The following is a 26,004-nucleotide window of genomic DNA, read 5'->3' as shown; positions in this document are numbered from 1 at the left end:
GGGCCCGGTGACGCCGGCGGGCGCCGGGGCGGCACTAGGCTGATGGCCGGCACGCGGCCTTCGCGTGCCGTTCCGCATGTCCTTGGGGAAGACGCATGGCTGACCGAGTGGCCGGGGTGCGGCTCGCGCCGTTCACCACGTTGAGAGTGGGCGGCGCCGCCCGCGCCTTCGCGGAGGCGTCCACCGACGAGGAGCTCGTCGAGCTGGTGTCGGTCGCCGACCGCGCCGGTGAGCCCGTGCTGGTCCTCGGCGGCGGCAGCAACCTGGTCATCTCCGACGAGGGCTTCGACGGCCTGGTCGTGCGCGTGTGCACGCGCGGGGTCGAGGTGCGCGACGAGGCCGATCGTGTCGTGGTGACCGCGCGGGCCGGGGAAGACTGGGACGCGCTGGTCACCCGGGCGGTCGCCGAGGGCTGGTCGGGCGTCGAGTGCCTGTCCGGCGTTCCGGGGCTGGTCGGCTCGACCCCGATCCAGAACGTCGGCGCGTACGGGCAGGACGTCTCGCAGACGGTCACCGGCGTGCGCGTCTACGACCGGCGCTCGGGCGAGGTGCTCGACCTGGACGCCGCCCAGTGCGGGTTCTCCTACCGGCACAGCGCGTTCAAGGCGGACCTGGCCCGTTATGTCGTGCTGTCCGTGACGTACGTGCTGGAAAGGTCGGACAAGTCCGGACCGATCGCGTACAAGGAGCTCGCCGCGAAGCTCGGCGTCGCCATCGGCGACCGGGTCACCCTGCACGAGGCCCGCCACGCCGTGCTGGAGCTGCGCCGGGGCAAGGGCATGGTGCTCGACGCCGCCGATCCCGACACCTGCAGCGCCGGGTCGTTCTTCACCAACCCCGTGCTTTCCGCGGAGCGGGCCGCCGAGCTGGAGGCCCGGGCTCCCGGGTACCCCCGCTGGGACATGCCCGGCGGCGCGGTCAAGGTGCCGGCCGCATGGCTCATCGAGCACGCGGGCTTCGCCAAGGGCCACCGGCGGGGCCCGGCGCGCATCTCCACCAAGCACACCCTCGCCCTCACCAACCCCGGCGGGCACGCGGTGACCGGCTTCCCGAGCGACCCCGAGGAGGTCGCCCTCGGAGTCCCGTCCCGCCCGTCTCCGGCCCCGGCGACGGCGGCCGACCTGCTGGCCCTGGCCCGCGAGGTCCGCGACGGCGTCCATGCCGCCTTCGGTGTGACCCTCGTCCCCGAGCCGGTCCTGGTCCGCCTGACGCTCTGATCGCCGCCGGTCAGCCGATGAGGGCTTCGGCGATGAGGAGGATGCCGAAGACGGCGAAGGCGGCGGCGGCGCCGTAGCGGATGACCTTCTCGGGCAGGTGCTTGCCCAGCATGCGCCCGACGAGGATGGCCAGCGCGTCGGCGGCGACCATGCCGATCGTGGAGCCGACCCAGGTGCCGAACCAGCCGTGCTGGGTCGCGAGGGTGATGGTGGCGAGCATGGTCTTGTCGCCCAGCTCGCTGAGGAAGAACGCCACGGTGACGGCGACGAGCGCGTTGCGGGTCGTGCGCTCGGCCTTGCGCGACTCCTCGTCGCTCAGCTCGTCGCCGCGCAGCGTCCACAGCGCGAAGCCGAGGAAGGCCACGCCGGCGACGATCGAGATGGCCGTGGTCGGCAGGGCGTCGCCGATGAGGCCGCCGAGGCCGACGCTGAGCAGGTGGACCACGGCGGTGGCCAAGGTGATGCCGGCGAGCACCGGCAACGGCTTGAAGCGGGTGGCGAAGGTCATGGCCATGAGCTGGCTCTTGTCGCCCAGCTCGGCCACGAAGATGACGCCGAGGCTTATCCAGAACGCTTCCACAGGGGGGTCGCCCTTCTTGTTCCTGCGACCGGGCCGGAAGCGGCATCACCAGAGAGCTCGGGGGAGTCGGCTTCGGCCCGGCCGCGCACGTGCACGACAACGGGCCGAAGGTCTCGTCCGCCTCATCGAGGCCCACGCGACCGGGCTCACGCCAGCATGTCGACCACGCGGTTCGGGACTACTCCCCTTCGGTGTTCGCCCCACCCTACCCGACGGCGCTCAGGGGGTGGACCGGCACGTCGGGCCACCGGCTCCGGCGCAGGTCAGGTGAACAGGGAGAGGCGGTGGGCGGCGGCGGCCGCCTCGCCGCGGGTGGAGACCGCCAGTTTGCCCAGGATGTTGGACACGTGCACGCTGACCGTCTTCGCCGAGATGAACAGCTCGCCCGCGATGTCGCGGTTGGAGCGGCCGAGCGCGACCAGCCGCAGCACCTCCAGCTCGCGCGGCGTGAGATCAGGGGCCGCCGAGGCGTCCACCGGGGCCGCGGGGCCCGCGGTGACGGTCACCCCGACGCGGCGGGCGAGCGCCTCGATCTCCCCCATGAGCGGCCGGGCGCGCAGGCCGGCGGCGATGGCGCGGGCCTCGGTCAGCCGTGCCGCCGCCCCGTCGCGGTCGCCGGCCTTGGCGCGGGCCGCGGCGGCATGGGTGAGCGACCGGGCACGCGGGTACGGGCGGCCCAGCCGCTGCCAGGCCGCGGCGGCCGCGTCGTGCTCGCCGGTGAACATCAGCCCGAAGGCGTCGGCGACCGGGCCGTCGGACTTCATGGTCGCGAAGAGCCCCTGGGCCCGGTGCCACACCTCCCGCGCCCGCTCGGGGTGCGCCGCGGCGGCCACCTCGCAGGTCAGCCGGGCCTGCGCCATGAACTGCCAGCCGAGCATCGCCTTGTTGGAGTGCGGCATGTCGCCGACCCGCAGCATCTCCTCGACGTCGTCGAGCGCCGGGCCCGGACGGCCGCGCAGCAGATGGAGCTCGACGCGCAGGCGCAGGTTGGTCAGCCACTCCTGGGCGTACTCGTCGCGTTCGTTCTGCAGGGCGCCGACCTCGGCGAGGGCCTGCTCCAGCAGGTCGACCTCGCCCCGTCCGGCGGCGACCTGGCCGCGCAGGCGCCGCAGGTGACCGCGGATCTTCGGGATGGGGTCCAGCGCCAAAGCCTGTTCGATGACCTCCAGGGCCTCGTCCCAGCGGCCGAGCGATTCCAGGGCCTCGGCCCGGTTGTTGGCGATGAAGGCCCCGCTCACCCGGTAGCGGCCGTACTCGCGGGCCAGCGCGTCGCCCTCCAGCGCCAGGGCCACGGCCTCCTCGGAGCGGCCGAGGTTGTTCAGGGCGTCCACCTTGTTGCCGATGGTGCGCAGGACGATGCGCTGGTTGCCGAGCTCGGTGGCGGCCTCCATGGCCCGCTCGTTGGTGCGCAGCGCGCCCTCGAGGTCGCCGGCCAGCGAGTGGCCGAGGGCGAGGGTGCAGAGCAGGTCGGCCTCCATGCACACGTCGCCGAGGTCGCGGGCGATCTGGAGGGCCTCCTCGGTGAGCACGGTGCCCTCGTCGGTCTCGTTGCTGAACATCAGGAACGAGCCGAGCCGGGACAGGACCTGGGCGCGGGCGGCGCTCGGCGCGGGCACGAGCCGTTCGGCGTAGCGCAGGTCGGGCAGCGCGCCCCGCCGGCCCCGGTCGATGGTGAGCTGCGCCCGGCGCACGAGAAGGTAGGCGACCCGTTCGGGCTCGGTGGCCTCGTCCAGCTCGGCCAGGGCGCCCTTGACGAACTTCAGGCCTCGCTCGATCTCGCCGCTGATGGCGGCGGCCTCCGAGGCCCGCTCCAGGATGCCGACGTGGTCGGCGCCGATGCGCTCGGCGGCGTCCGGCACGCGGTCCCACAGCGACAGCACGCGCTCCAGCAGCTGCATCTGCTCGGTGTAGGCGAAGGCGTCGGCGGCCTTGGCCGCGGCCTCCCAGGCGGAGGTCAGCGCCCACAGGTGGTCGCGCGCGGAGTACCAGTGGTGGGCGATCTCGATGGCGGCGCGGCCGGGCGGGACGAGCTTGCGGTCGCGGTCGATCTCCTCGGCGAAGCGCGCGTGGATGCGGTTGTGCTCGCCCGGGAGCATCTCATCGTGTACGGCCTCGCGGATCAGGGCGTGCCGGAAGACGTACGCCCGCCCGTCCACCAGCATGACGTTGCCGGCGATCGCGGGGCGCAGCGCGTTCTCCAGGTCGATGTCGGACAGGCCGGTGACCGCGGCCAGCAGTTCGTGGCCGACGCGGTTGCCGCCGGCCGAGGCGACGCGCAGCACGCGCTGGCTGTCCTCCGGCAGCCGTTCCACCGAGCCGATGATCAGGTCCTGGAGGGAGTCGGGGACGCTGGAGCAGTCGTCGCCGCGCTCCATCAGCGCCTCGACGAACAGCGGGATGCCCTCGCTGCGCTGGTAGACCTTGCGGACGACCGCGGCCTCGGGCGCGTCGCCCCGGATGCCGGCGATCTGCGCGGCGACCTCGCTCTCGCTCAGGCGGGGCAGGTCGATGCGCGCCACCCCTTCGACGCGCATGAGCTCGGCCAGCACCGGGCGCAGCGGGTGCTGGCGGTGCAGCTCGTCCGAGCGGAACGTCATGATCATCAGGATCGGGGCGGTCCTGAGGTTGCGGCTGAGGAAGGCGATCAGGTCGCGGCTGGACCGGTCGGCCCAGTGGATGTCCTCGATGACCAGGATGACCGGCCGGCGCTCCGCCAGCCGTTCGAGAAGGGTGAGGATCTGCTCGAACAGCCTGGCGCGGCCGGTCTCGGTCTCCCGCTCGCCGCTGGGCTCGCCGAACTCGGGCAGCAGGCGGGCCAGGTCGCGGGCGGCGCCTTCCGGGAGCAGGGCGGCCACCTCTGCGGCGCCCATCTCCCTGACGAGCTGGCGCAGGGCGGCGGTGAACGGCGCGTAGGCGAGGCCCTCGGTGGACAGCTCGACGCAGCCGCCGGCCAGGACGTGCGCGCCCGTGCAGGCGGCCTCGTCGGTGAAGCGCAAAACCAGGCGCGTCTTCCCCCCGCCGGCCTCGCCCCCGAGGAGGACGGCGGACGCCGCCTGCTTGCGCGCCTGCTCGAAGGCGTCCGAGAGAGTGCGCAACTCGGCTTGTCGGCCCACGAAGACAGGACTCACCATCCGGCCCACCATGTCTGCCAGCATGTCATGCCCAATAGCGTCTTTCGTACTGCTTTTCGGTCAGGGTGAACAGGATGGGGAGCGCCCCCTCCCGGGCCGTTACGGCGGCTGTGACGCCCGGCCGGGAGGGAGGTCCCGGCCGGGCATCGTGCGCGAGGGTCTCAGCCGCGATCGCCGCGGACGAGATCGCGGGGTTCGCCCCTCCGGCTCGCCGTCGGCCCGCGACCGGGCCCGCGGCACGCCGGGGAGGGCGTGACCGAGGGCGGTCACGAGGTGCGCAGCTTGCCGAAGGCGGCGCGCAGGCGGTGCTGCGAGCCCTCGGACCGGGCCTTGCGGCCGGAGGCGGCCTCACGGGCGCGGCGGTGCTCGCCGGCCTCGGCGTGCAGCTCGGCCACGCGGCTGATGATGAGCTGGTAGTGGAGCTCGGGAGCCATTTCGGCTTCTCCTTCGATGTCGTCTTCTCTGACATCTCTAGATTCGGGCTAAGGCGCCCCCTCCCACATCGGGCGGATGCCTTATCTCCCGGGCGTCCTACGGCCTAGGACCGTCTAAGGCGCTCTGAGCCGCCTTAGGCCCCTTAGACGACGACTCATTTGGTGAGTCGGCGGTAGCAAATGAGGGCTGCGACGATGGCGACGAAGGACGCGAAGTGGTCGGCCCGGCGTTCGTAGCGGCGGTGTAATCGTCGGCAGCTGGCAGCCAGGAGACGGTCCTTTCCACGACTCAACGGTGCCGTCCAAGCCTGTGGCTGGATTCGATCCCCTGGCGGGCGATGCGCGGGACGATGCCACGGCCGCGCAGGAAGGCGCGCAGGTGGGGGTAGTCGTAGCCCTTGTCGCCGTGGAGCTTGGCGGCCCTGCGGCGTCGTGGTCCGCGACGGGAGCGGATGGACGGGATGCTGCGTACCAGCGGCTCCAACGCCAGGCTGTCATGGGTGTTGGCGGCACTGACCGCGACACAGATCGGCAGACCACTCCGTTCGGTAATGAGGTGGATCTTCGACCCTTTCTTGCCGCGATCGACAGGATTCAGGCCTGTCAGATCCCCCCTTTGACCGCCCGGACACTGACCGAGTCGATCGCGCACCGCGACCAGTCCAGCTAAAGGGCAGGGATCCTCACCGTGACCGACAAGGGGTATCAGGGCTCTGGGGCCACCGTCGTGATCACGCCCTACAAGCCTGCCTCCCAGAAGCACGCCAACCGCTCCCACGCCAAGCTCCGCGGCCCTGACGAACGCGCAAACTCCCATCTCAAAAGCTGGCGCATCCTGCGCAAGCTCCGCTGCTGTCCGAACAAGGCCGGCCGCCTGGTCAAGGCCATCGCCGTCCTACAGAACCACCGCATAGCTCAGGCCGCGCGAGGATGAAATGAGTTCCTCGATGGGCAAGCGAGTCACGGTCTTAGGCATGTCCGGATGCGGACATTATCCGGCAAGCGTCCTTTTCGCGAGGTTCCGGATGCCGTGAATTCGTGTGCCCAGGTGGTGGGCCAGATCACCTGCCCCTACCCCTGATAATCGGATGGTCGGATCCGGGCATTCGGGCGGTGAACAATAAGCATTTACCATCGCCGACCGTAAGGGTCAAGCTATTGATCGGTCTTTATTAGCATGACATACCGGGGTTTGTCACCGTAATGCCCAAGGAGGATCAACCCGGTGAGTAACCCCCCCAGCACCTTGAAACTCTCACGATTCCGCCACCTCGCCGTGGCGACGGGAATCGTGCTCGCCGCCGCCGGCATGGGCACCGCCCAGGCCGCCAGCGCGCCCGATCCGATCAAGCCCCGGACCACCGGGGCCGTCGAGCACACCGGAGCGGTCCCCGGCGGCTACGCCTCCTGGAAGGATCTGCTGCTCGACCAGCAGAAGATGATCAAGGCCGCCGACCGCATCACCGCTCTGGGCGGCAGCGGCTACGCCGGCGTCATCGCCGCGCCGGAGAACCGTGAACTGCGCGTGTACTGGAAGGGCAAGCCCCCCAGGCAGGTCAACGAACTGGTGGACCAGTTGCGGCGCGACGTGGGAATCAACGTCCTACCGGCGAAGTACTCGGCGCGTGAGCTGCAGCGGGAGGCGGACCGCCTGATCCGCGCCAACAGCAGCACGCTCACCTCCATCACGGCACTGCAGGACGGCTCGGGCCTGGCGGCCTCCAGCGCCGTCGTCGACGCGGCCCGCACCGCGATCGCCGACGCGGCGGTGCCGGTCAGCATCGAGCAAGGCGTCAAGCCCGAACTGGCCACCCGCTGGAACGACAGTGCGCCGTGGTATGGCGGCGGCGCTTGGCGCAACGTCAGCACCGGTGGCGGCTGCTCGACCGGCTTCGCCGTGACTTACCAGGGCGTTCTCGAACCCGGCCCCGAGAAGAAGATACTGTCCGCCGGGCACTGCGCGGCGATCGGCCAGACCGCGACCGACCCGACCAATGAGGTCATGGGCAACGTCACGCACGACGACAACAGCCGCGACGTGCTGCTCATCGGCGCCAGCGCCGGCGGCCGGGTCTTCAACAACCCGGTCGACTCGCAAGGGCTCGCGATCGTTAGCGTCGAGTTCAGCAACCCCGTGATCGGCACCGCCACCTCGGTCGTCGGCACCTACCTCTGCGCCTCCGGCGCCTACTCCGGCACCAACTGCAACATCCGGACCACGCAGGTCAACGTCACCATCAACGTTGGCTACATCATCACCGGCCTCGTCCGCGCCGAGCAGCAGAACATGGTCAACGCGGTGGGGCAGGGCGACAGCGGCGGCCCCGTTGAATACGTGAACCCGAGCAACACCACCCAGGTGTACGCGGCCGGTGTGGTCACGGCCATCGACACCAGCGCCTCGGTGACGTGCACCGGTTACGTGACCACCGGCCGTATCTGCTCCTGGCGCATGTACTACACCCCGTGGAGCAACGCGACCTTGGCGTTCCCCGGCATCGCCATCATCCCCGGATGATCGACGACATCTCGAATGATCTGATTTGAGCGATCAGGGGCCGGCGCTCTGGATGCCGACCCCTTTTCGTCGCCCGCCGCGTAAGAGGTGACTCATTTGGCCAGGCGGCGGTAGCAAATGAGGGCGGCGGCGATGGCGACGAAGGAAGCGAAGTGGTCGGCCCGGCGCTCGTAACGGCGGTGGAGGCGGCGGCAGCCGGTCAGCCAGGAAACGGTGCGCTCGACTACCCAGCGGTGACGCCCAAGCCGCTTGCTGGACTCGATGCCGCGGCGGGCTTGGCCCACACACGCGCGGCGCTCCATTCGGTGAAGCGGCGGTGCACGGTCTGCCACGAGGCACCGAAGACCGGTAGGAGCTGACGCCACGCGCAGCCGGTGGTGGCCACGTACACGATCGCCGCGAGAATCAGACGATCGTCGACCCGCCGCCGTCCCCCGCCCTGCGGCCGAGTCGGAGGGGGCGGCACCACCCGCTGGAACAGCTCCCACAGCTCGTCGGGGACCAACCGCTGCATGAAAGCATCCACGACCCATCCAACGATCAACCGCCAAACGAGTCACGGTCTTAATAGGACCGTAGGCGACAGGTGATGAAACGCCGCGGGCCCCGCCGGGCGGGCGGCCCGGTTTGGAACAATCAGGCCGGTCGGCGATGCTGGTGAGGTGTCAACACTGACGACCTCGCCCACGGAGATCGCGTCGTCGAACGCGTCCCTGAGGGCATTCCTGCACGGCCTGCCCGGTGTCGATCGTGTGGGTGCCGATCAGCGCGCCGCGATGCTGGGCACCCGTTCCATCAAGACGACGGCCAAGGCCCGAGCCATCGACCTGGCCATCTCCATGGTCGACCTGACCACCCTGGAAGGAGCCGACACCCCCGGCAAGGTGCGCGCGATGTGCGCCAAGGCCGTTCGGCCCGACCCCGCAGACCCCTCCGTTCCCAAGGTCGCCGCCGTCTGCGTCTACCCCGACCTGGTCCCGCAGGCCGTGGAGGCGCTCGGCCGGTCCGGCGTGAAGGTGGCGAGCGTGGCCACCGCCTTCCCCAGCGGCAGATCGTCCCTCGGCGTCAAGGTGGAGGAGACCAGGCAGGCCGTCCAGGACGGCGCCGACGAGATCGACATGGTGATCGACCGCGGCGCGTTCCTGTCCGGCGACTACCGCAAGGTGTACGACGAGATCGTCGCGATCAAGGCCGCCTGCGCCCGCGACGCCGGTGGGGAGGACGCCCACCTGAAGGTCATCCTGGAGACCGGGGAGCTCGCCACCTACGACAACGTGCGGCGGGCGTCCTGGCTGGCCATGCTGGCCGGCGCCGACTTCATCAAGACCTCGACCGGCAAGGTGTCCCCGGCCGCGACGCTCCCCGTCACGCTGGTGATGCTGGAGGCCGTGCGCGACTTCCGCGAGCAGGCGGGCCGCGTCGTGGGCGTGAAGCCGGCCGGCGGCATCCGCACCACCAAGGACGCGATCAAGTATCTGGTGCTGGTCAACGAGACCGCCGGCGCCGACTGGCTCGACCCGGCCCTGTTCAGGCTGGGCGCCTCCAGCCTGCTCAACGACCTGCTGATGCAGCGCCAGAAGATGGCCACCGGCCGCTACGCCGGCCCCGACTACTTCACCCTCGACTGAGGCGGCCCCCATGTTCGAATACGCACCGGCGCCCGAGTCGCGCGACATCGTCGACATCCGGCCGTCCTATGGCCTGTTCATCAATGGGGAGTGGGTCGACTCACTGGGGGACGAGCGCGACAAGACCGTCAACCCGGCCACCGAAGAGGTCCTGTCGGAGTTCGCCCTCGCCTCCGACGCCGACGTCGACCGGGCGGTCTCCGCGGCGCGCAAGGCCTACGAGTCGGTCTGGGGGCGGCTCCCCGGCCGCGAGCGCGCCAAGTACCTGTTCCGCATCGCCCGCATCATCCAGGAGCGCGCCCGCGAGCTGGCCGTGCTGGAGTCCCTGGACAACGGCAAGCCGATCCGCGAGTCGCGCGACGTCGACCTTCCCCTGGTCGCGGCGCACTTCTTCTACTACGCCGGGTGGGCCGACAAGCTGTCCTACGCCGGGCTGGCCCGCAGGACGCCCGACGGCGGCTTCGCCGAACCCCGGCCGCTCGGGGTCGCCGCGCAGGTCATCCCGTGGAACTTCCCGCTGCTCATGCTGGCCTGGAAGATCGCGCCCGCGCTGGCCTGCGGGAACACCGTCGTGCTCAAGCCGGCCGAGACGACGCCGCTCACCGCGCTGGCGTTCGCCGAGATCTGCCGCCAGGCCGACCTGCCGCCCGGCGTGGTCAACATCGTCACCGGGGCGGGGGCGACCGGGCAGGCGCTGGTCTCCCACCCGGACGTGAACAAGGTCGCCTTCACCGGCTCCACCGAGGTCGGCCGCCAGATCGCCCGCTCGGTGGCCGGGACGGGCAAGAAGCTGACGCTCGAGCTCGGCGGGAAGGCCGCCAACATCGTCTTCGACGACGCCGCGCTCGACCAGGCCGTCGAGGGCATCGTCAACGGCATCTTCTTCAACCAGGGCCACGTGTGCTGCGCGGGCTCGCGGCTGCTGGTCCAGGAGTCGATCGAGGAGGAGCTGCTCGCGGCGCTCAAGCGTCGCCTGGCCACGCTGCGGCTCGGCGACCCGCTGGACAAGAACACCGACATCGGCGCGATCAACTCCGCGGCGCAGCTCGACAGGATCAGGACGCTCAGCGAGGCGGGCGAGCAGGAGGGCGCCGAGCGCTGGTCGCCGCCCTGCCCGATCCCCGACAAGGGCTTCTGGTTCCCGCCCACGCTGTTCACCGGGGTCGCCCAGTCGCACCGCATCGCACGCGAGGAGATCTTCGGCCCGGTGCTGTCGGTCCTCACCTTCCGCACGCCCGCGGAGGCGGTCGAGAAGGCCAACAACACCCCCTACGGGCTGTCCGCCGGGGTGTGGACCGAAAAGGGGTCGCGCATCCTGTGGATGGCCGACAAGCTCCGCGCCGGGGTCGTGTGGGCCAACACCTTCAACCGCTTCGACCCGGCATCGCCGTTCGGCGGCTACAAGGAGTCCGGATACGGACGCGAGGGCGGGCGGCACGGACTGGAGGCCTACCTCGATGTCTGACCCCTGTGAGCACCGCCGGGCGCCCCGCCGGGTCCGCCGGGCGCAGATCACCCGCGGGCACGCCCACGCCCGTTCCGGCCTTACGGCCACGACCGCCCGCCAGGGCTGGTTCGCCCATCGTTGCGGGGTGAGCCGCTGCCGCCAGGTGATCCTGACGGCGCGGCTCTCGCCGGAAGAGATCACCTGGAGAGGCGATGACTGAGCCGGGCAGGCTCGCCGTGCGCAAGACGTACAAGCTGTACATCGGCGGGGCGTTCCCGCGTTCGGAGAGCGGAAGGTCCTACGCCGTGACCTCCTCCAAGGGCGACTTCCTCGCCAACGCCGCCCTGGCCTCGCGCAAGGACGCCCGCGACGCGGTGACCTCGGCCCGCAAGGCGTTCCCCGGCTGGTCCGGCGCCACGCCCTACAACCGGGGCCAGATCCTCTACCGCATCGCCGAGATGATGGAGGGCCGCCGGGCGCAGTTCGTCGAGGAGGTGACGACCGCCGACGGGGTGTCGGCGCGCAAGGCCGGCGAGCTGGTGGACGCCGCCGTCGACCGGCTGGTCTGGTACGCGGGCTGGTCGGACAAGATCGGCGCCGTCCAGGGGGCGGCCAACCCGGTCGCCGGGCCCTACTTCAACCTGTCCACCTCCGAGCCGACCGGCGTCGTCGCGGTCATGGCGCCGGGGGAGGGCCCGCTGCTCGGCCTGGTGTCGGTCATCGCCCCGGTGATCGTCACGGGCAACACCTGCGTGGTGGTGGCCTCCGAGCGCGCGCCGCTGCCGGCGATCACGCTGGCGGAGGTGCTGGCGACCTCCGACCTGCCGGGCGGGGTGGTGAACCTGCTGACCGGCAGGCTCGCCGAGCTGGCCCCGTGGCTGGCGTCGCACATGGACGTCAACGCCGTGGACCTCACCGGCTGCCCGGAGGAGCTGGCGGTGTCCTGCCAGCAGGCCGCGGCCGAGAACCTCAAGCGGGTGCTGCGCCCGGCCGGCAAGACCGACTGGCTCGCCGACCCCGGCACAGACCGCATGACGACCTTCCTGGAGACCAAGACCGTCTGGCACCCCATCGGAGTCTGACCCGGCGCGAGGTGGCGACGCGGTGCGACGGCCTTGGCACGCCGGGGTCGTCGCACCGCTGTCCGGGCCTGGCGCGGGGTTGGGTGCTGGCGCGACGCCGGCTCAGCGGGGCGTGCGGTCCGGTTCGGCCTGGTCCTGGAAGACCTCGTTGATCAACTCGGCGATGTGCTCGGCGGAACAGGAGCGCATGGAGTCGCGGGTGTCGCGCAGCAGCGTCCGCACCTGCTCGCGGTCGCGGAGCGTCGGGAGGTCGGGGAGCGCGCGTGACCGGATGTACTCGATGGGCTCGACGACGTAGACCCCGTCTGGTCGGTCAGCGGTCATAGGCGGCACCACCTCGTCAGTTAATCGTATTGTCATCGACGGCGGACTCCTTTCGCAAGAGACGGCGGTAGGCGCTGGAGCGGATTACCAGCTGGATCGACACGTAACCGAAGTTGGCGCCGGCGAGGTAGGCCAAACCGACCCATGCCCACCATCGCATCCCGTTGTCCATCAGGGGCAGTGAATCGGCTTTCTGCGCGTCTTCGATGGTTCGGGTAACGATAAACAGGGCGCATGCCACTAATGACGTTAAACCGCCCAAAATCAGTGAACATCGGGCGGCGAGCGAGGAGCGGAGCACGGCCTCGTTGTCGGAGGAGAAGCCGAACCACGAGGCCGCGACGGCCGGCAGCGCGAGCAGCAGGGCGGGCACGTCGCTGGTGCGCGGCAGCCCTCTGGCCTCGGCCAGCGCCACCGCGCCGATCAGGGACAGCGAGGTGGCCGCGGTGACGACCGCGCTGGCCAGCGTGCCGGGCGGCACCTCCCCGAACGAGGAGGTGAACTTGATCTTCCGCCAGTCCATGCCGGTGAAGCCGCGCATGTACAGGTGGGCGTAGTTCTGACCTCTTTTGCCGAGCAGTTGGAAGTAGGGCTCGGTGTCCTGTGACAGCTTGAGGTGGACGCAGGTCTGCGACCCGTCGGTCTCGATCTCCGAGGCGCTGAGCGGGTCGCCGCAGTCGGCGCAGCGCAGCGTCTGCTCCATGAGGTACTGCGACTCGGGCGCCTTGATCTGCAGGTGGTAGGACGTGGAGTTGTGCGCCATCCCCGGCGCCATCTGCATGGTCACCGGCCGCAGCCCGAGAGCCAGGCGCAGGCGGTGGCGGGGCTGCCGCGACGTGCTCGGGGGCACCATCGTGCGGCGGTAGGACACCTGCAGGCGCCGCGACTTCATCGCCTCGGGGACGACGGCGACGATCGGGCCGGCCTCGCCCAGGGTGTTGACGAACTCCCGCAGCCACTGCACCTTCTCGCAGGGGCTGTCCGCGCGGACGCCGATGTAGCCGAGGCCCTTGTCGATGGCCGTGGCCGCGGCCTCGTCCGACAGGCGGCCGCAGATCGGCATCAGGAACGACACCGCGGCCTTCTGGACGCGCTCCGTGGAGACGGGCGCGCCCGCGTGCGCGTCGCTCAGCACGAGCTCGATCAGGAAGTACAGAGACGAGGAGATGAGCTGGATCGTCTCGTCATGGCAGAGGATGTCGAGCAGGGCCCCGTCGCGCGCCCTGACCTCGAAGTTGTCGACCATCTCGCGCTTGAGGCAGGTGAGGATCGGCACATACGTCTCACCGCCCGGCCGCTCGGCCGGAGCCTGCTCCGCCCCCCGCCGCCGGGGGCGCCGGCCGGGGCCGGGCTCGGGACGCGGGAGGGTCCAGGGCCCGTCCTCCAGGGCCGGGAAGGACATCTCGATGCGCACGTCCTGGACGACGACGCGGCTCTCCAGGGAGATGGTCTCCACCGTCCGCGTCCGCGACTTCTCCGGCTGGAGGATCATCGACAGGAAGACCGGCACCGATGCGAGCATGTCCGGGCGGGTGGCCTCGTCACGCAGCGCCAGGACCCTCTGCATGGTGGCCACCGTGACGCCGTCCCAGTGGGAGGGCTCATGCGCCTTCGCCCGCCTGCGATACCGGCCGTCACGCAGGATGACGAGCGCGATGGCGGCGGCGAGGCAGGCCGCGAGCATCCAGGGGCGCGGATGGACGAGCGGAGCCGGCCGCGCGGTGAGCATGCCGTCGTCGCCGGGGAGCGGAAGCAGGGCCAGCCAGCCGCACACCGCGCTCACCGCCCCGAGCGCCACGCAGCAGATATTCGACCATTTCATTGAGGGACCCGAACCTCTCCGGTGTGTGGGTGCGGTGCCACGCGTACCTGACACAGGAAAATCGCCCGACCGGCACCGGAGGTTGACACGGAGAGTAGCGGCCCCGGCTTTCTTGATGGAAACGAGACTCGGGAGCCGATGTTCGTACGGTTATATTGCGAAAACGACTGTCTATCGAAATTCTCGGTGTTTAAGCGGCGCTTTTCGATATCAACCGCTTTGAGGGATGAGCGGGGCGGTCAGCCCGGTCCTCGGCGGTTGGTGTGGCGGGTGGGGACGGCGCTGCTCGGGTCCTCGGGCCAGGGGTGGCGGGGGTAGCGGCCGCGTAGTTCGGCGCGGACGGCGCGGTAGCCCTCCCGCCAGAAGGAGGCCAGGTCGGCGGTGACGGCGGCGGGCCGTCCGGCCGGCGAGAGCAGGTGGACCACCAGCGGGACCCCGGCGACGCGCGGCGCCGCCTCCCAGCCGAACAGCTCCTGGAGCTTGACCGCCAGCACCGGCTGGTCTCCCGAGTAGTCGACGCGGACGCGGGAGCCGCTCGGCACGGTGATCCGCTCGGGGGCGACCTCCTCCAGCCTGGCCTGCCACGGCAGCAGCCGCCTGAGCGCCGCCGCCACGTCAACCCGCGCCAGGTCGGCGCGGCGGCGCAGGCGCGGGAGGTCGAGCCAGGTGGGCGCCGCCTCGATCAGAGCGGCGTCGGAGACGTCCGGCCAGGGGGCGCCGAGGACCCGGTGGCAGAAGGCCATGCGGTCGCGCAGCGCCACGGCCTCCGGCGTCCAGCGCAGCAGGGACAGCCCCTCGGCGCGCAGGCCCGCCATGATCGCCTCGCCGGCGCGGGTGGCCGGCAACGGGGTGGACGACAGCTCGACGGCGCCCAGCCGTTCGACCAGGCGCGCCACGACCTCGCCGTCCCACCCGATCTCCTCCTCGACGCGGTGGAACGGCGCCGCGGCCATCCTGGCGACGTCCTCGTCGATGACCACGGCCTGTGCCACCCGTGCCGAGGCGGCGCCGGTTGGCCGGTCGGCGACCGCGATGGCCAGCCATTCCGCCGAGGCCAGCCGGGAGTCGCGGGGCAGCGTCGCGGCCGTCCCCGACACCATGAGGTACCCGCCGCCGCGGCGGCGCGCCACCCGCTCGGGATAGGCCAGCGCCACCACGAGCCCGGCCACCGCGTCGTCCCCTGCTCCGCCGCGCGTGCCCGCCTCCTCCCAGGCTCGGTCGTGTGCCTCCGCTTCTCTCCAGGCTCCGCCGCGCGACGCTGCCTGCCGCCGGGCTCCCGCGCCGGCCGCCGTGTCCCCGGCATCGGCCGCCGTGTCGTCCTCGGTTCCGTGGACGGCGGCGTGGGCGGCCTGGGTGAGGCGGCGGGTCTCTTTGCGCCAGGCCGGGGATCCGCCGCGCCGGGCCTCGCGCCACAGCGCCACCAGGTCGTCGGAGGCCGTGCGGGGAAGCTCCTCCGACAGCAGCGCCACCACATCGGCCGCCCGGGGCGGGCCGTCGAGCAGCGCGCGGGCGAGCCGGGGATGGACGCCGACCCCGGCCATCCGCCGGCCGCGCGCGGTGACCCGCCCGTCCGCGAGGGCGCCGAGCGCGTGGAGCGTGCGCAGCGCGGCGGCCATGGACGCGGGGGGCGGCGGGTCGAGCAGCGCGAGCCCGGAGGCGTCCGGGGCGCCCCAGCAGGCGGCCTGGAGGGCGAACGCCGTCAGGTCGGCCAGGGCGATCTCGGGCTGGGCCTGCTCGGGCAGCCGCTCGTGCTCGGCCTCGGTCCAGCACCGGTAGACGGTGCCCGGCCCCTCGCGGCCCGCGCGCCCGGCGCGTTGCTCGGCGGAGGCCCGGGAGACCCGCACGGTGGTGAGCGATCCGAGGCCGCGGCCGTGGTCGGTGCGCGGCTCGCGCGCGAGCCCGGCGTCCACCACCACCCGCACCCCGGGGACGGTCAGGCTGGACTCGGCCACGGAGGTGGCCAGGATCACCCGCCTGCGCGCCCCGGGCGACAGGATCTCCTCCAGCCCCTCCGCCCTGCCGTGGGCCCGCAGCACGTCGATCTCGGCGGGCAGGCCGGCCAGCGCGGAGGCGACCCGCCCGATCTCCCCGACGCCGGGCAGGAAGCACAGCACGTCGCCCTCCCGCTCGTCGAGGGCCCGCCGGACCACCCCGGCCACGTGGGCGAGCAGGGCGGGGTCCACCCGCATGCCGTGCGGCGGGGCGACCGGACGCGGGGGCGGGGCCCACACCACCCGCACCGTGTGCGCCGTGCCGGGGGCGCGCACCACTGGAGCGTCCCCGAGAAGTCGCGACCAGGGCGCGGTGTCGGCGGTCGCGGAGGCGGCCAGCAGTCGCAGGTCGGGCCGCAGGGTCGCCCGGACGTCGAGCAGGAACGCCAGCGCGGTGTCGGCGTCAAGATGGCGCTCGTGGCACTCGTCGACGAGCACGGCGTCGACGCCGTCCAGGTCGGGGTCGCGCTGGAGCCGCTGGAGCAGCACGCCGGTCGTCATGACCTGCACCCGCCGGCCGGGCCGGTGCTCGCCGCGTACGGTGAAGCCGACCTCCTCGCCGACCCGCGAGCCGAGCAGCCAGGCCATGCGCCGGGCCGCCGCCCGCGTGGCGACGCGCCGGGGCTCGGCCACGATCACCCGGCGCGGCGGGCCGCCGGAGTACAGCCCGGCCAGGGCCAGCGGCACCAGCGTCGTCTTGCCGGTGCCGGGCGGCGCGGCCAGCACGGCGCCGCCGGCCCCCTCCAGCGCCGCGCGCAGTTCGGGCAGCGCCTGGCGGACGGGCAGGTCACCCGCGCGCGACTCCTCCACGGTCATGTACCGAGCTTGCCGCACCCGGCGGAGTGCGGGGCACCGGCCGATGATGAGGCTCGTCACGATCGGGCGGGTGCCGGCACGGCCGGCGGGCCGCGACCTTCGTCGGCGACGGAATGGCCGACCTGGCCGCGGCCGACGTGGTGGCGGCCTACCGCCTGATCTCGTACAGGGCCGTGCTGGACGCGGGACGGGCCAGACGGGCCAGACGGGCCAGACGGGCGTCGCCGGGCGTCATCGGGCCTGGAGCGCGTCCAGGGCGACGGCCATCGCGATGATCACTCGCCGGTCGAGCCGGGGATCCTGGATGTCCACGATGTAGCGGTCGCGCAGTCCGTACTTGCGGTCCACCGAGAAGGCGATCTGCGCCCCGGCGCCGAAGTCGAAGTGGTACGGCAGCCACGACAGCGAGTCGACGAACCGGCGCAGGATGCTGACCAGCACATTGCGCTCCTGCCCGGTGAACGTCGGCATGCCCGGCTGCTGGAAGTGCCACGTGGAGCGCAGCAGCGACGCGCCGAACTCCTTGCGGAAATAGCCGATCGGCTGGCCGGCGTGGTCCACGACGTCGTAACCGCTGCCCAAATCGAGCACCTTGCGGGCCTTGAACCCGGCGAGCACGTACTGGCGCGACTCGTCGGTGTAGAGGGTCACCTGCTCCTTGAACGCCAGGCGCTTCTGCTCGGCGAAAGCCACCATCGGCCCCTCGGAGCCGTCGGGCTGCTCTATGTGGACCACATAGCGGTTCACCATCATGGTGATCTTCTGCCGGACGAGCAGGCGGCGCTGTGCCTGCAGAGTGGGGAGGTCCACGTTGCTCTCCATAGTCAGGGGATTGCCACCCTAAGGCTTGTCCGCCTTCCGGCGGCGTACGTGGGTGGGTGATGACGAATGTCCACTCCGGAACGGGGCAGGAGTCTCGTTCGTTGGTCAAGACAACGGAACGGGGGAGGAGTCTTAATGTATCGCTCGAGAAGGTACAAGATCATCGCTGGTGTCTGCGGCGGCATCGCCGAGAAGTGGGGCTGGCCGCCCACCATGGTGCGCCTGCTGTTCATCCTGTCCTGCATCCTGCCGGGCCCGCAGTTCGTCATCTACCTCATCATGTGGGCCTTCGTGCCGAAGGCCCCGGCGGCCTACGACTCGGCGGCCGCCTACCGGCACTGACGCCGCGCGGGCCCGTGGTCCTCGGGCCCGTCGTCCCTGGGCCCGCGGCCGGCGGCGGCCGGTCGCGGGGGCGAGGCCGTCCCGCGACGACGCGTGGGCGGTTTGTCATCCTTTCATGGGACGTATGCTCGGAGCCGTGAGCGAACGAAGCGTACGTGCGCGGCCGCTGACCCTGGTGGACGACGACCTCGTCGACTACGAGCAGGCCATGGATCGCATGAACGACCTGGTCGCCGCGCGGCAGCGCGACGAGTCGCCCGACACCCTGTGGCTGCTCAGCCACCCGCAGGTGTTCACGGCGACCAAGCGCACCGCCGCCGAGCACCTGCCCGATCCCTCGCACGGCATCCCCGTCGTCCTCACCGGCCGCGGGGGCCAGCTGACCTACCACGGGCCGGGGCAGCTCGTCGGTTACCTGATCGTCCGGCTCCGCCCGGACGAGGGCGTCGTGGACTATGTCCGCGAGGTGGAGCTGCGCATGGTCGAGGCGCTGGAGAAGCTCGGCCTGCCGGCCGAGCGCCGCCAGACCCCGCCGGGGTCGGAGCTGCTCACCGGCGTCTGGACGCGCGGCACCGGCCGCAAGGTCGTCTCCATCGGCATGCGCGCGAGCCGGGGCGTCACCAGCCACGGCTTCGCGTTGAACGTCGACGGCGACCTCGACCCGTGGCACTACGCCATCCCGTGCGGCATGCCCGACGTCGACATGACCTCGCTGGCGCGTGAACTGCCCGAGCCGCCGTCCATGGACCAGGTGCGCCGCTTGGTCGCCGAGGCATACGAGGCGTCCACCTCCTGAGAGTTCGTCGGCGCCGACCACGGGCCGGGTTTCCCGCCATGGGACGGCGCGGCGTGCGCCGGCGGCCTTCTCGCCGGCGCGGCGCCGGCGAGAAGGCCACCAGGAGCGGCCGGCTCGCGTCCGCGGGTCAGCCGACGGGCTCGTCCATCGGGAGCTCGTCGACGTTGCGGCGCGGGCCGGTGAACCAGTGGCGCGCGGACAGCGTCCACCACAGGGCGATGCCGAGCAGCACGGCCCCGACGGCGATCGGCGCGTAGTTGACCGACGTCCAGGTGAAGTCCGCCGACCCCGGCACGCCGGCCGGGCTGATCGGCAGGACGAAGTACACCGAGATCACGATGATCTCGATGACCGCGATCCAGCCGAGCACCTTGTACTTGCCGCCCAGCGTCCACGGCCCGGGGCGGAAGGCGGCGCCCATCCGCAGCCGCAGCCAGATCGGGATGAGGAAGGCCAGGTACAGCCCGATCACCGCGATGGACACCACGGCCAGGAAGGCCACCGGGGTGGTGGTGCCGGCGGGGGCGTACAGCGCCGGCAGCGTGATCAGCAGGGCGACGGCGCACCCGGCGATGATCGCGTTCACCGGCGTCCTGTTGCGGTCGACGCGCGACCACAGGCGCCACCCGGGCACCGCGCCGTCGCGGGAGAACGCGTAGGTCATCCGGGACATCGAGGTCACGCAGCTCATGCCGCAGAAGAACTGGCCGATGGTCGAGATGCCGAAGATCACCGTGGCCAGGCTCGGCGTGAGCGACGAGGTGAAGATCGCCCCGACGAAGCCGGCCTCCTTGTTGACGGCGTCCACGTCGGTGGCCGCGAACAGGAAGGCCAGCAGCAGCACCCATCCGCCGATGGCCGAGTAGAAGATCGACTTCCACAGGCCCTTCGCGGCGGAGGTGGCCGCGCCGTGCGTCTCCTCCGACACGTGGGCGCAGGCGTCGAAGCCGGTGATCGTGTACTGGGTGAGCAGGAAGCCCAGCGGCAGCACGTACAGCCAGAACGTCGGCCCCGACGCGCCCGAGCCGAAGCCGGAGTTGTTGAACCGCTCGAACAGGAAGCCGACGCTCTGGTGCTCCGACGGCCCGAAGATCAGGATCAGCACGACGACGGCCGCGCCGAACACGTGCCACCACACCGAGATGTTCTGCAGCAGTGAGATCAGCCGGTGGCTGAAGATGTTGATCAGCGCGTGCAGCACCAGGACGATCGCGAACAGCAGGAACGTCTGGTGCAGCGGGTCGCCCTTCGCCCAGCCGTCGCTGAACCGGCCGATGGTGATGTTGAGGAACGTCGCGCAGCCGTAGTCCACCGAGGCGGTGACCGCGATGAGGCCGATCAGGTTCAGCCAGCCGGTGAACCAGCCGTGTACGGGACGGCCCAGCTTGGCGGCCCACCAGTAGATGCCGCCGGCCGTCGGGTAGGCCGAGACCAGCTCGGACATGCAAAAGCCGATGATGAGGATGAACGCCGAGATCAGCGGCCAGCCGATGGAGATGGCGATCGGCCCGCCGTTGTTCCACGCCTGGCTGAAGGTGGTGAAGCATCCGGCCAGGATGGAGATGATCGAGAAGGAGATCGCGAAGTTGGAGAAGCCGCTCCACGATCGCGAGAGCTCCTGCTTGTATCCGAGTTCGGCGAGGCGTTTGGCGTCGTCGTCGAGGGTGGGCTGGGCCATCGAGGCCTCCTTGGTGGCGCGGGTGGTGCCATGGTGCGGTGCGGGGGGTGCGTACTGCGAGGGAACCGCCGGGAGGTCGGGCGACCGCCGGGAGGTCGGGCGGGTCAGCCGGCCCGCGGGTCCCGCCCTCCGGGGGCGTTTCCGTGGGGCGGGCCGGTGGAGGGCGCTGAGGACGGGCCGGTGGAGGGGGCCGGGGACGGGCCGGTGGTGTTTCCCGGGGACGGCTCGGAGATGGGGGCCGGAGGCGGGGCGGTGGAAGAAGCCGGAGACGGGTCGGCGGAGGGGGCCGGAGATGGGGCGGTGGGAGGAGGAGGGGCCGGTGAAGGATGCGCGGACGGCGGGGCGGAGGGCGGCACCGCGCCTCCCGCCGTGCGTCGCCCGCCTCGGACGTCGTCGAGGAGCCGGCCGAACCCCGGATCGTCGAGATCGCGGACGGCCTGGGCGTACTTGTCGGCGGCCTCGGCCTCATAGTCGAAGTCGGCCGCCGCGGCATGCTCGGCGAGCAGGCCGTGGTGGACGCTGAACCACAGCGTCCAGGTGAAGTTGGACATGAGCAGGTAGAGCCGGACTCTTGCCGCGGGATCCTCGTCCCCGAAGTAGGCCCGCGTCAACCGCCCGGCCATCTCGGGGTCGTAATCGGCCTCCGCCGCGATGTCGCCCAGCTCGAACGCCGGGTCGTTGTTGCCCGACAGCTGGTAGTCCACGATGCGGACCGCCGAGCCGTCGAAGATGAAGTTCTCCGGCAGCAGGTCGTTGTGGCAGGGCACGGTGGGCGCCGGCCGCGCGGTCATGGCGGCCTCGATCGCCGCGATGGCGGGCAGCCGGTCCTCGTACCCCTCCGGGATGCGCAGCGCGTGGCCGCGGCACAGCGACAGCAGCTCGTCGAGCTTGCGGAAGATCGAGAAGTCGGTGGCGAAGCGCGGCCCGGCGTGCAGGCGGCGGCAGGCCAGGGCGATGCCCTCGGTCATCTTCGGGTCGCGCACGGCGGCGGCGTCGAGCGTGGCGCCGTCGATGTACTCCAGCAGGACCGCGCCGGGCAGGCGCAGCAGCACCTTGGCCCCCACTCCCGCCTGGGCGGCCCGGACCGTGTTGACGATCTCCAGGTCGAGGGGGATGCCCAGCCCGGCGACGGAGACGCGCGGGTCCAGGACGCGCAGCAGCCAGCGGTCGCCGGCCTCGGTGTCGACGCGGACGATGTGGTGGCTCAACCCGCCCTTGATCGGGGTAGGGATGACCGGCCGGCCCGCCCAGGCCGCGACGAGTTCGAGTGCCGAGCCGAGGTCTGGCACGCGGGCCTCCTTTGGTCTACCTTCAGACCATTGATCCGATTCTGCGGGCCGGTCGTTACACGGGGGTATCGATGGTGGAACTTCCCGCCGAGGCGCAGGCCGTGGTCGTCGGCGGCGGCGTCGCCGGGTGCAGCGTCGCCTACCACCTGGCACGACTCGGCTGGACGGATGTCATCCTGCTCGAACAGCACGGGCTGACGGAAGGCACCACCTGGCATTCGGCGGGATTCGTCGGCCAGCTTCGCTCCACGGTCACCCAGACTCGCATGATCATGTACTCGGCGGGGCTGTATCCGGAGCTGCGCGAGCTGACCGGGCTCGACCCCGGCTGGCACGGCGTGGGCGGGCTGCGGCTGGCCACGACCGCCGAGCGGCACGAGGAACTGCTGCGCCAGGCCGGCGCCGCCGAGACCTACGGGCTCGACATGGACCTCGTCTCGGCCCGCGAGGCCCGCGACATGCTCCCGCTGATGGAGGTCGGGGACGTGCGCGCGGCCCTGTGGCTGCCCGGGGACGGCTGGCTGGACCCGGCCAGCCTCGGCCGCGCCCTCGCCGCCGGCGCCGAGAAGCTCGGAGCGCGCATCGTGACCGGCGTCCAGGTGACCGGCTTCGACGTGCGGGACGGGCGCGTGCGCGGCGTGCGGGTCGGCGAGCACGTCATCGCCACCGGGACCGTCGTCAACGCGGCCGGCGCGGCGGCCGGGCGGCTCGGCCGGCTGGCCGGGGCCGACATCCCCATCGTGCCGATCAGGCACCAGTACGTCGTCACCCGGCCGTTCGGCGTCCCGGCCTCGACGCCCACCGTGCGCGACCCGGACAACATCGTGTACTTCCGGGAGGAGGACGGCGGCATCCTCGTCGGCGGCTACATCCGCACTCCGCAGGTCTGGCAGGCCGCCGAGCCGCTGTCCGAGCCCCGGACGCTGTTCGAGCCCGACATGGGCAAGTTCGCCGAATCGTGGGAGTCGGCCCGGCGCAGGCTCCCCGGCTTGGGCGAGACGGGCGGGCAGGACGCGGCGGACTTCGCCAAGGTGGTGCACGGGCCCGAGGCGTTCACCCCGGACGGGGAGTTCCTGCTCGGCGAGACCGCGGTCGCGGGCCTGTGGGTCGCGGCCGGATTCTGCGTCCACGGCCTGGCGGCGGCGGGCGGCGTGGGCAAGGTCATGGCCGAGTGGATCGTGGACGGCACGCCGGAGTACGACGTCTTCGGCATGGACGTGCGCCGGTTCGGCGCGCACGCCCGCGGCGCGCGGTGGGCCCGCGCGAAGGCGCTGGACTCCTACAGCAAGTACTACGACGTGGTCTATCCCGGCGAGGAGCGCACGGCCGCGCGCCCGCTGCGCCGTTCTCCCGCCTACCCGCGCCACCTCGCGCTGGGCGCCGAGTTCGGCGAGAAGGCCGGCTGGGAGCGGGTGAACTGGTTCGCCGCCCCCGCCCCCGCCCCCGCTTCCGCGTCCACGGGCGCCGCCGTCGCGGCCGGGGACGGCGACGGCGACGGGGAGGAGTTCCGGCCGGCCGGATGGGCGGGAAGGTTCTGGTCGCCGGCCATCAGGGCCGAGTGCCTGGCCGCCCGCGACGCCGCCGCGCTGTTCGACCAGACCTCCTTCGCGAAACTGGAGATCACCGGGCTGGCCGGTCTGCAGCGCCTGTGCGCCAACGACCTCGACCGCCCCGTCGGCTCGGTGGTCTACACCCAGCTGCTCAACGAGCGCGGGGGCATCGAGGCGGACGTGACCGTCACCCGCCTGGCCGCCGACCGCTTCCGCATGGTCACCGGCACCGCGTTCGGCGTGCACGACGCCGCCTGGCTGCGCCGCCACGGGCTCGACGTGCGGGACGTCACCTCCGCCCACGCCTGCTACTGCCTGTGGGGTCCGAAGGCTCTGGAGGTCCTCGGCGAGCTCAGCGACGACGACCTGACCTTCGGCTACATGCGGGCGCGCGAGATCAGCGTGGCCAACGTGCCGGTGCTGGCCCAGCGGGTGACCTTCGCCGGCGAGTTCGGCTGGGAGCTCTACTGCCCCACCGAGTACGGCCTGACCTTGTGGGACGTCCTGACGGAGGCGGGCGCGCCGCACGGCGCGCGCCCGGCCGGCTACCGGGCGCTCGACTGCCTGCGGTTGGAGAAGGGGTACCGCGTCTGGGGGCTGGACATCACGCCGGAGACCACGCCGCTGGAGGCCGGTCTCGGCTTCGCCGTCGCGGCGGGCAAGGACTTCGTCGGGCGCGACGCCCTGACCGCCCCGCGGCGTTCGCTGCGCTGCCTGGTGCTCGCCGACCCGCGGCAGGTCTGCCTGGGCGGCGAGCCGGTGCGCGTGGACGGCGTGCCCGCCTCCCGGGTGACCAGCGGCGGCTACGGCCACCGGGTCGACCGCTCGATCGCGTACGCCTACCTGCCGGTCGGCGAGGAGGGTCCGGACGCCGCGCCGCCCGGCGTGGTCGAGGTGGGGGTGAACGGCGGGTGGGTCCCGGCCGAGATCGCGGCCGAGCCGCTCTACGACCCGGGCAACAGCCGGGTCCGTCACCTTCCCGGAGCGTAAGGGCCGCTTCACAACCGTTCCACAGTTGCGGTGCGGCAGGATTGAAAATCATTCCTACCGCGCATACCTGTACGCGGTCCTCCTGATTCCGCGGTGTCCTGTTCCGGTGGCGGCCGGCGAGCGCCGAGCGTCCGACGAGGAGGGGCACACGGCGCGACCTCACCTGACGCTCCAGGAGGCGAGCATGGGCACTCCCGCACACCCCCGCACGTCCGGCGGTCCCGGCACGTCCGGCGGTCCCGGCACGTCCGCCGGGGCGGGGGACGCCGTCGACCTGATGGACTTCGAGCTCATGCGCGACCCCTTCCGCGGCTACGCGCGCCTGCGCGAGCGGGCCCCGCTCGTCCGGGGGACGTTCTTCGGGCGCGGCACGCCGATCTGGCTGGTCACCCGGTACGCCGACGTCAAGACCGTCCTCGGCGACCCGCGCTTCGTGAACGATCCGGCGAACGTGCCCGGCATGGACGTCGGCGACATCCGCGAGCGCGAACTCGCCGCGCGCGGAATCCCCGAGGAGTACGCGCCGTACATCCTGGACAGCGTCCTGGACGCCGACGGAGCCGACCACCTGCGGCTGCGCAGGCTGGTGTCGCGCACCTTCACCGCGCGCCGGGTCCTGGAACTGCGTCCGCGCGTCCAGGAGATCACCGAGTGCCTCCTCGACCGGCTGGAGGGCCTCGGGCGGCACGGGGCGGTGGACCTGATGGAACACTTCGCCTACCCGCTGCCGATCACCGTCATCTGCGAACTGGTGGGCATCCCCGAACAGGACCGCTCGCAGTGGCGCGAATGGGGCAAGGCCCTGGTGACCCTGGAGGCGGGCGGCATGGCCGGCGCCCTGCGGGACATGGTGGAGCACATCCACGCCCTGATCGAACGGCGCCGCGCCGCGCCGACCGCCGACCTGCTGACCGCCCTGATCCGCACCCACGACGAGGACGGCGACCGGCTCGGCGACACCGAGATGGTCACCCTCGTGCTGACCCTGGTCCTGGCGGGTCACGAGACCACCGCCCACCTGATCGGCAATGGCGTCGCCGCCCTGCTCACCCACCCCGAGCAGCTCGCCCTGCTGCGCGGCGACCCGGGGCTGACGCCGCGCGCCGTGCACGAGCTGATGCGCTGGTGCGGGCCGGTGCAGGGCACCCGCCTGCGGTACGCCGCCGAGGACGTCGAGATCGGCGGCATGCCGGTGCGCAAGGGGGAGGCGGTGATGGCGGTGCTGGTCGGGGGCAACTACGACCCCCGCGTGTTCGACGACCCCGAGCGGCTCGACGTCACCCGCGAGCCGGACGGGCGCAGGGAGACCCATGTGGGGTTCGGGCACGGCCTGCACTACTGCCTGGGCGCGGCGCTCGCCCGCCAGGAGGCCGAGGTGGCCTTCGCGGGGCTGCTGCGGCGCTTCCCCGGCATGGCCCTGGCCGTCGCACCCGAAGATCTGGAACGCCAGCCCATGCCCGGCTCCTGGCGCCTGGCCCGCCTCCCCCTCCACCTCTGACGCCGCCCCCGGCTCCACTCCCACCACGCCGGCCACCGGGCTCCGGTCG

19 protein-coding genes and 3 pseudogenes are annotated in these 26,004 nt (G+C 71.9%); 11 read left to right on the top strand and 11 right to left on the bottom strand.

From position 1 onward, the window contains the following. The first annotated feature begins 95 nt into the window (after positions 1 to 95). Complete coding sequence (locus tag ABZU32_RS04355; RefSeq protein WP_354916948.1) at positions 96 to 1,217, top strand: UDP-N-acetylmuramate dehydrogenase; 1,122 nt, start codon at positions 96 to 98, stop codon at positions 1,215 to 1,217. 10 nt (positions 1,218 to 1,227) lie between these two features. On the opposite strand, the gene ABZU32_RS04350 is transcribed toward ABZU32_RS04355, so the two are convergent. From ABZU32_RS04350 to ABZU32_RS04335, 4 genes and pseudogenes are all read right to left on the bottom strand, one after another. Beyond that, positions 1,228 to 1,797, bottom strand: a complete 570-nt coding sequence (locus ABZU32_RS04350) for a TMEM165/GDT1 family protein (protein WP_354838173.1) — start codon at positions 1,795 to 1,797, stop codon at positions 1,228 to 1,230. Between the two features lie 263 nt (positions 1,798 to 2,060). Further along, positions 2,061 to 4,928, bottom strand: a complete 2,868-nt coding sequence (locus ABZU32_RS04345) for an AAA family ATPase (RefSeq protein ID WP_354916945.1) — start codon at positions 4,926 to 4,928, stop codon at positions 2,061 to 2,063. A gap of 266 nt (positions 4,929 to 5,194) precedes the next feature. Beyond that, positions 5,195 to 5,362 (bottom strand): hypothetical protein, encoded by a 168-nt coding sequence (locus ABZU32_RS04340; protein WP_354838177.1) that lies wholly within the window; start codon positions 5,360 to 5,362, stop codon positions 5,195 to 5,197. 155 nt (positions 5,363 to 5,517) lie between these two features. Next, positions 5,518 to 6,028: pseudogene (locus ABZU32_RS04335) on the bottom strand (IS5 family transposase); the annotation flags it as partial. Between the two features lie 7 nt (positions 6,029 to 6,035). Here ABZU32_RS04335 and ABZU32_RS04330 point away from each other — a divergent pair. Next, positions 6,036 to 6,296 (top strand): annotated as a pseudogene (locus tag ABZU32_RS04330) (transposase family protein); the annotation flags it as partial. A gap of 291 nt (positions 6,297 to 6,587) precedes the next feature. Continuing rightward, on the top strand, positions 6,588 to 7,880 hold the full coding sequence (locus ABZU32_RS04325; RefSeq protein WP_354916942.1) for a hypothetical protein: 1,293 nt from the start codon (positions 6,588 to 6,590) through the stop codon (positions 7,878 to 7,880). A gap of 92 nt (positions 7,881 to 7,972) precedes the next feature. On the opposite strand, the pseudogene ABZU32_RS04320 reads toward ABZU32_RS04325, so the two are convergent. Then, a pseudogene (locus tag ABZU32_RS04320) lies at positions 7,973 to 8,394 on the bottom strand (transposase). A 157-nt stretch (positions 8,395 to 8,551) separates the two neighbouring features. On the opposite strand from ABZU32_RS04320, the gene deoC reads away from it, so the two are divergent. Genes deoC through ABZU32_RS04300 form a run of 4 tightly spaced genes read left to right on the top strand, consistent with a single transcriptional unit; the run spans position 8,552 to position 12,037 of the window. Next, complete coding sequence (gene deoC / locus ABZU32_RS04315; protein ID WP_354838740.1) at positions 8,552 to 9,508, top strand: deoxyribose-phosphate aldolase; 957 nt, start codon at positions 8,552 to 8,554, stop codon at positions 9,506 to 9,508. 10 nt (positions 9,509 to 9,518) lie between these two features. Further along, the gene (locus tag ABZU32_RS04310; protein WP_354916939.1) at positions 9,519 to 10,973 is read left to right on the top strand and encodes an aldehyde dehydrogenase family protein; all 1,455 of its coding nucleotides are present in this window, start codon (positions 9,519 to 9,521) and stop codon (positions 10,971 to 10,973) included. Beyond that, positions 10,966 to 11,175, top strand: coding sequence for a hypothetical protein (locus tag ABZU32_RS04305; RefSeq protein WP_354916936.1), 210 nt, complete (start codon positions 10,966 to 10,968; stop codon positions 11,173 to 11,175). Before ABZU32_RS04310 ends, ABZU32_RS04305 begins: the two co-directional genes overlap by 8 nt. Continuing rightward, complete coding sequence (locus ABZU32_RS04300; protein WP_354916933.1) at positions 11,168 to 12,037, top strand: aldehyde dehydrogenase family protein; 870 nt, start codon at positions 11,168 to 11,170, stop codon at positions 12,035 to 12,037. Before ABZU32_RS04305 ends, ABZU32_RS04300 begins: the two co-directional genes overlap by 8 nt. Positions 12,038 to 12,139: 102 nt before the next feature. Here the strand turns inward: ABZU32_RS04300 and ABZU32_RS04295 are convergent, their stop codons facing one another. The 4 genes from ABZU32_RS04295 to ABZU32_RS04280 form a co-directional block, all read right to left on the bottom strand. After that, entirely contained in the window at positions 12,140 to 12,361 is a 222-nt protein-coding gene (locus tag ABZU32_RS04295; protein WP_354916930.1) for a hypothetical protein, read from the bottom strand. 16 nt (positions 12,362 to 12,377) lie between these two features. Further along, positions 12,378 to 14,183 (bottom strand): hypothetical protein, encoded by a 1,806-nt coding sequence (locus ABZU32_RS04290; protein ID WP_354838187.1) that lies wholly within the window; start codon positions 14,181 to 14,183, stop codon positions 12,378 to 12,380. Between the two features lie 239 nt (positions 14,184 to 14,422). Continuing rightward, positions 14,423 to 16,990: an ATP-dependent helicase C-terminal domain-containing protein gene (locus ABZU32_RS04285; protein WP_354916928.1), complete on the bottom strand. Its 2,568-nt coding sequence runs from the start codon at positions 16,988 to 16,990 to the stop codon at positions 14,423 to 14,425. Positions 16,991 to 17,221: 231 nt separating this feature from the next. Then, complete coding sequence (locus ABZU32_RS04280) at positions 17,222 to 17,800, bottom strand: hypothetical protein (RefSeq protein ID WP_354838191.1); 579 nt, start codon at positions 17,798 to 17,800, stop codon at positions 17,222 to 17,224. Between the two features lie 147 nt (positions 17,801 to 17,947). Here ABZU32_RS04280 and ABZU32_RS04275 point away from each other — a divergent pair, with 147 nt between their 5' ends. Next, the gene (locus tag ABZU32_RS04275) at positions 17,948 to 18,154 is read left to right on the top strand and encodes a PspC domain-containing protein (protein ID WP_354838193.1); all 207 of its coding nucleotides are present in this window, start codon (positions 17,948 to 17,950) and stop codon (positions 18,152 to 18,154) included. Positions 18,155 to 18,290: 136 nt separating this feature from the next. Continuing rightward, positions 18,291 to 18,950, top strand: a complete 660-nt coding sequence (lipB, locus tag ABZU32_RS04270; RefSeq protein WP_354916925.1) for a lipoyl(octanoyl) transferase LipB — start codon at positions 18,291 to 18,293, stop codon at positions 18,948 to 18,950. A gap of 127 nt (positions 18,951 to 19,077) precedes the next feature. Here lipB and ABZU32_RS04265 read toward each other — a convergent pair whose 3' ends face one another. Next, on the bottom strand, positions 19,078 to 20,628 hold the full coding sequence (locus tag ABZU32_RS04265; protein ID WP_354838196.1) for an amino acid permease: 1,551 nt from the start codon (positions 20,626 to 20,628) through the stop codon (positions 19,078 to 19,080). A 104-nt stretch (positions 20,629 to 20,732) separates the two neighbouring features. Beyond that, complete coding sequence (locus ABZU32_RS04260; protein ID WP_354916922.1) at positions 20,733 to 21,917, bottom strand: phosphotransferase; 1,185 nt, start codon at positions 21,915 to 21,917, stop codon at positions 20,733 to 20,735. 71 nt (positions 21,918 to 21,988) lie between these two features. Between ABZU32_RS04260 and ABZU32_RS04255 the strand changes: the two genes are divergently transcribed. Beyond that, a complete protein-coding gene (locus tag ABZU32_RS04255; protein ID WP_354916919.1) occupies positions 21,989 to 24,457 on the top strand; it encodes an FAD-dependent oxidoreductase in 2,469 nt (822 codons plus the stop codon). A 184-nt stretch (positions 24,458 to 24,641) separates the two neighbouring features. Then, positions 24,642 to 25,955, top strand: coding sequence for a cytochrome P450 (locus ABZU32_RS04250; RefSeq protein WP_354916916.1), 1,314 nt, complete (start codon positions 24,642 to 24,644; stop codon positions 25,953 to 25,955). Positions 25,956 to 26,004: the final 49 nt, after the last annotated feature.

It is taken from the genome of Sphaerisporangium sp. NPDC005288, from assembly GCF_040607475.1.
Lineage (GTDB): Bacteria > Actinomycetota > Actinomycetes > Streptosporangiales > Streptosporangiaceae > Sphaerisporangium > Sphaerisporangium rhizosphaerae.
Note: the sequence above shows the minus strand (reverse complement) of the source record. Positions and strands in the feature narration are given on the sequence as shown.

Bases quoted from the DNA above. Each gene is read 5' to 3' on its own strand.
- ABZU32_RS04355 (WP_354916948.1), top strand. From the start codon at position 96: ATGGCTGACCGAGTGGCCGGGGTGCGGCTCGCGCCGTTCACCACGTTG.
- ABZU32_RS04345 (WP_354916945.1), bottom strand. From the start codon at position 4,928: ATGGTGAGTCCTGTCTTCGTGGGCCGACAAGCCGAGTTGCGCACTCTC.
- ABZU32_RS04340 (WP_354838177.1), bottom strand. From the start codon at position 5,362: ATGGCTCCCGAGCTCCACTACCAGCTCATCATCAGCCGCGTGGCCGAG.
- ABZU32_RS04310 (WP_354916939.1), top strand. From the start codon at position 9,519: ATGTTCGAATACGCACCGGCGCCCGAGTCGCGCGACATCGTCGACATC.
- ABZU32_RS04305 (WP_354916936.1), top strand. From the start codon at position 10,966: ATGTCTGACCCCTGTGAGCACCGCCGGGCGCCCCGCCGGGTCCGCCGG.
- ABZU32_RS04300 (WP_354916933.1), top strand. From the start codon at position 11,168: ATGACTGAGCCGGGCAGGCTCGCCGTGCGCAAGACGTACAAGCTGTAC.
- ABZU32_RS04295 (WP_354916930.1), bottom strand. From the start codon at position 12,361: ATGACCGCTGACCGACCAGACGGGGTCTACGTCGTCGAGCCCATCGAG.
- ABZU32_RS04290 (WP_354838187.1), bottom strand. From the start codon at position 14,183: ATGAAATGGTCGAATATCTGCTGCGTGGCGCTCGGGGCGGTGAGCGCG.
- ABZU32_RS04285 (WP_354916928.1), bottom strand. From the start codon at position 16,990: ATGACCGTGGAGGAGTCGCGCGCGGGTGACCTGCCCGTCCGCCAGGCG.
- ABZU32_RS04275 (WP_354838193.1), top strand. From the start codon at position 17,948: ATGTATCGCTCGAGAAGGTACAAGATCATCGCTGGTGTCTGCGGCGGC.
- ABZU32_RS04265 (WP_354838196.1), bottom strand. From the start codon at position 20,628: ATGGCCCAGCCCACCCTCGACGACGACGCCAAACGCCTCGCCGAACTC.
- ABZU32_RS04255 (WP_354916919.1), top strand. From the start codon at position 21,989: ATGGTGGAACTTCCCGCCGAGGCGCAGGCCGTGGTCGTCGGCGGCGGC.
- ABZU32_RS04250 (WP_354916916.1), top strand. From the start codon at position 24,642: ATGGGCACTCCCGCACACCCCCGCACGTCCGGCGGTCCCGGCACGTCC.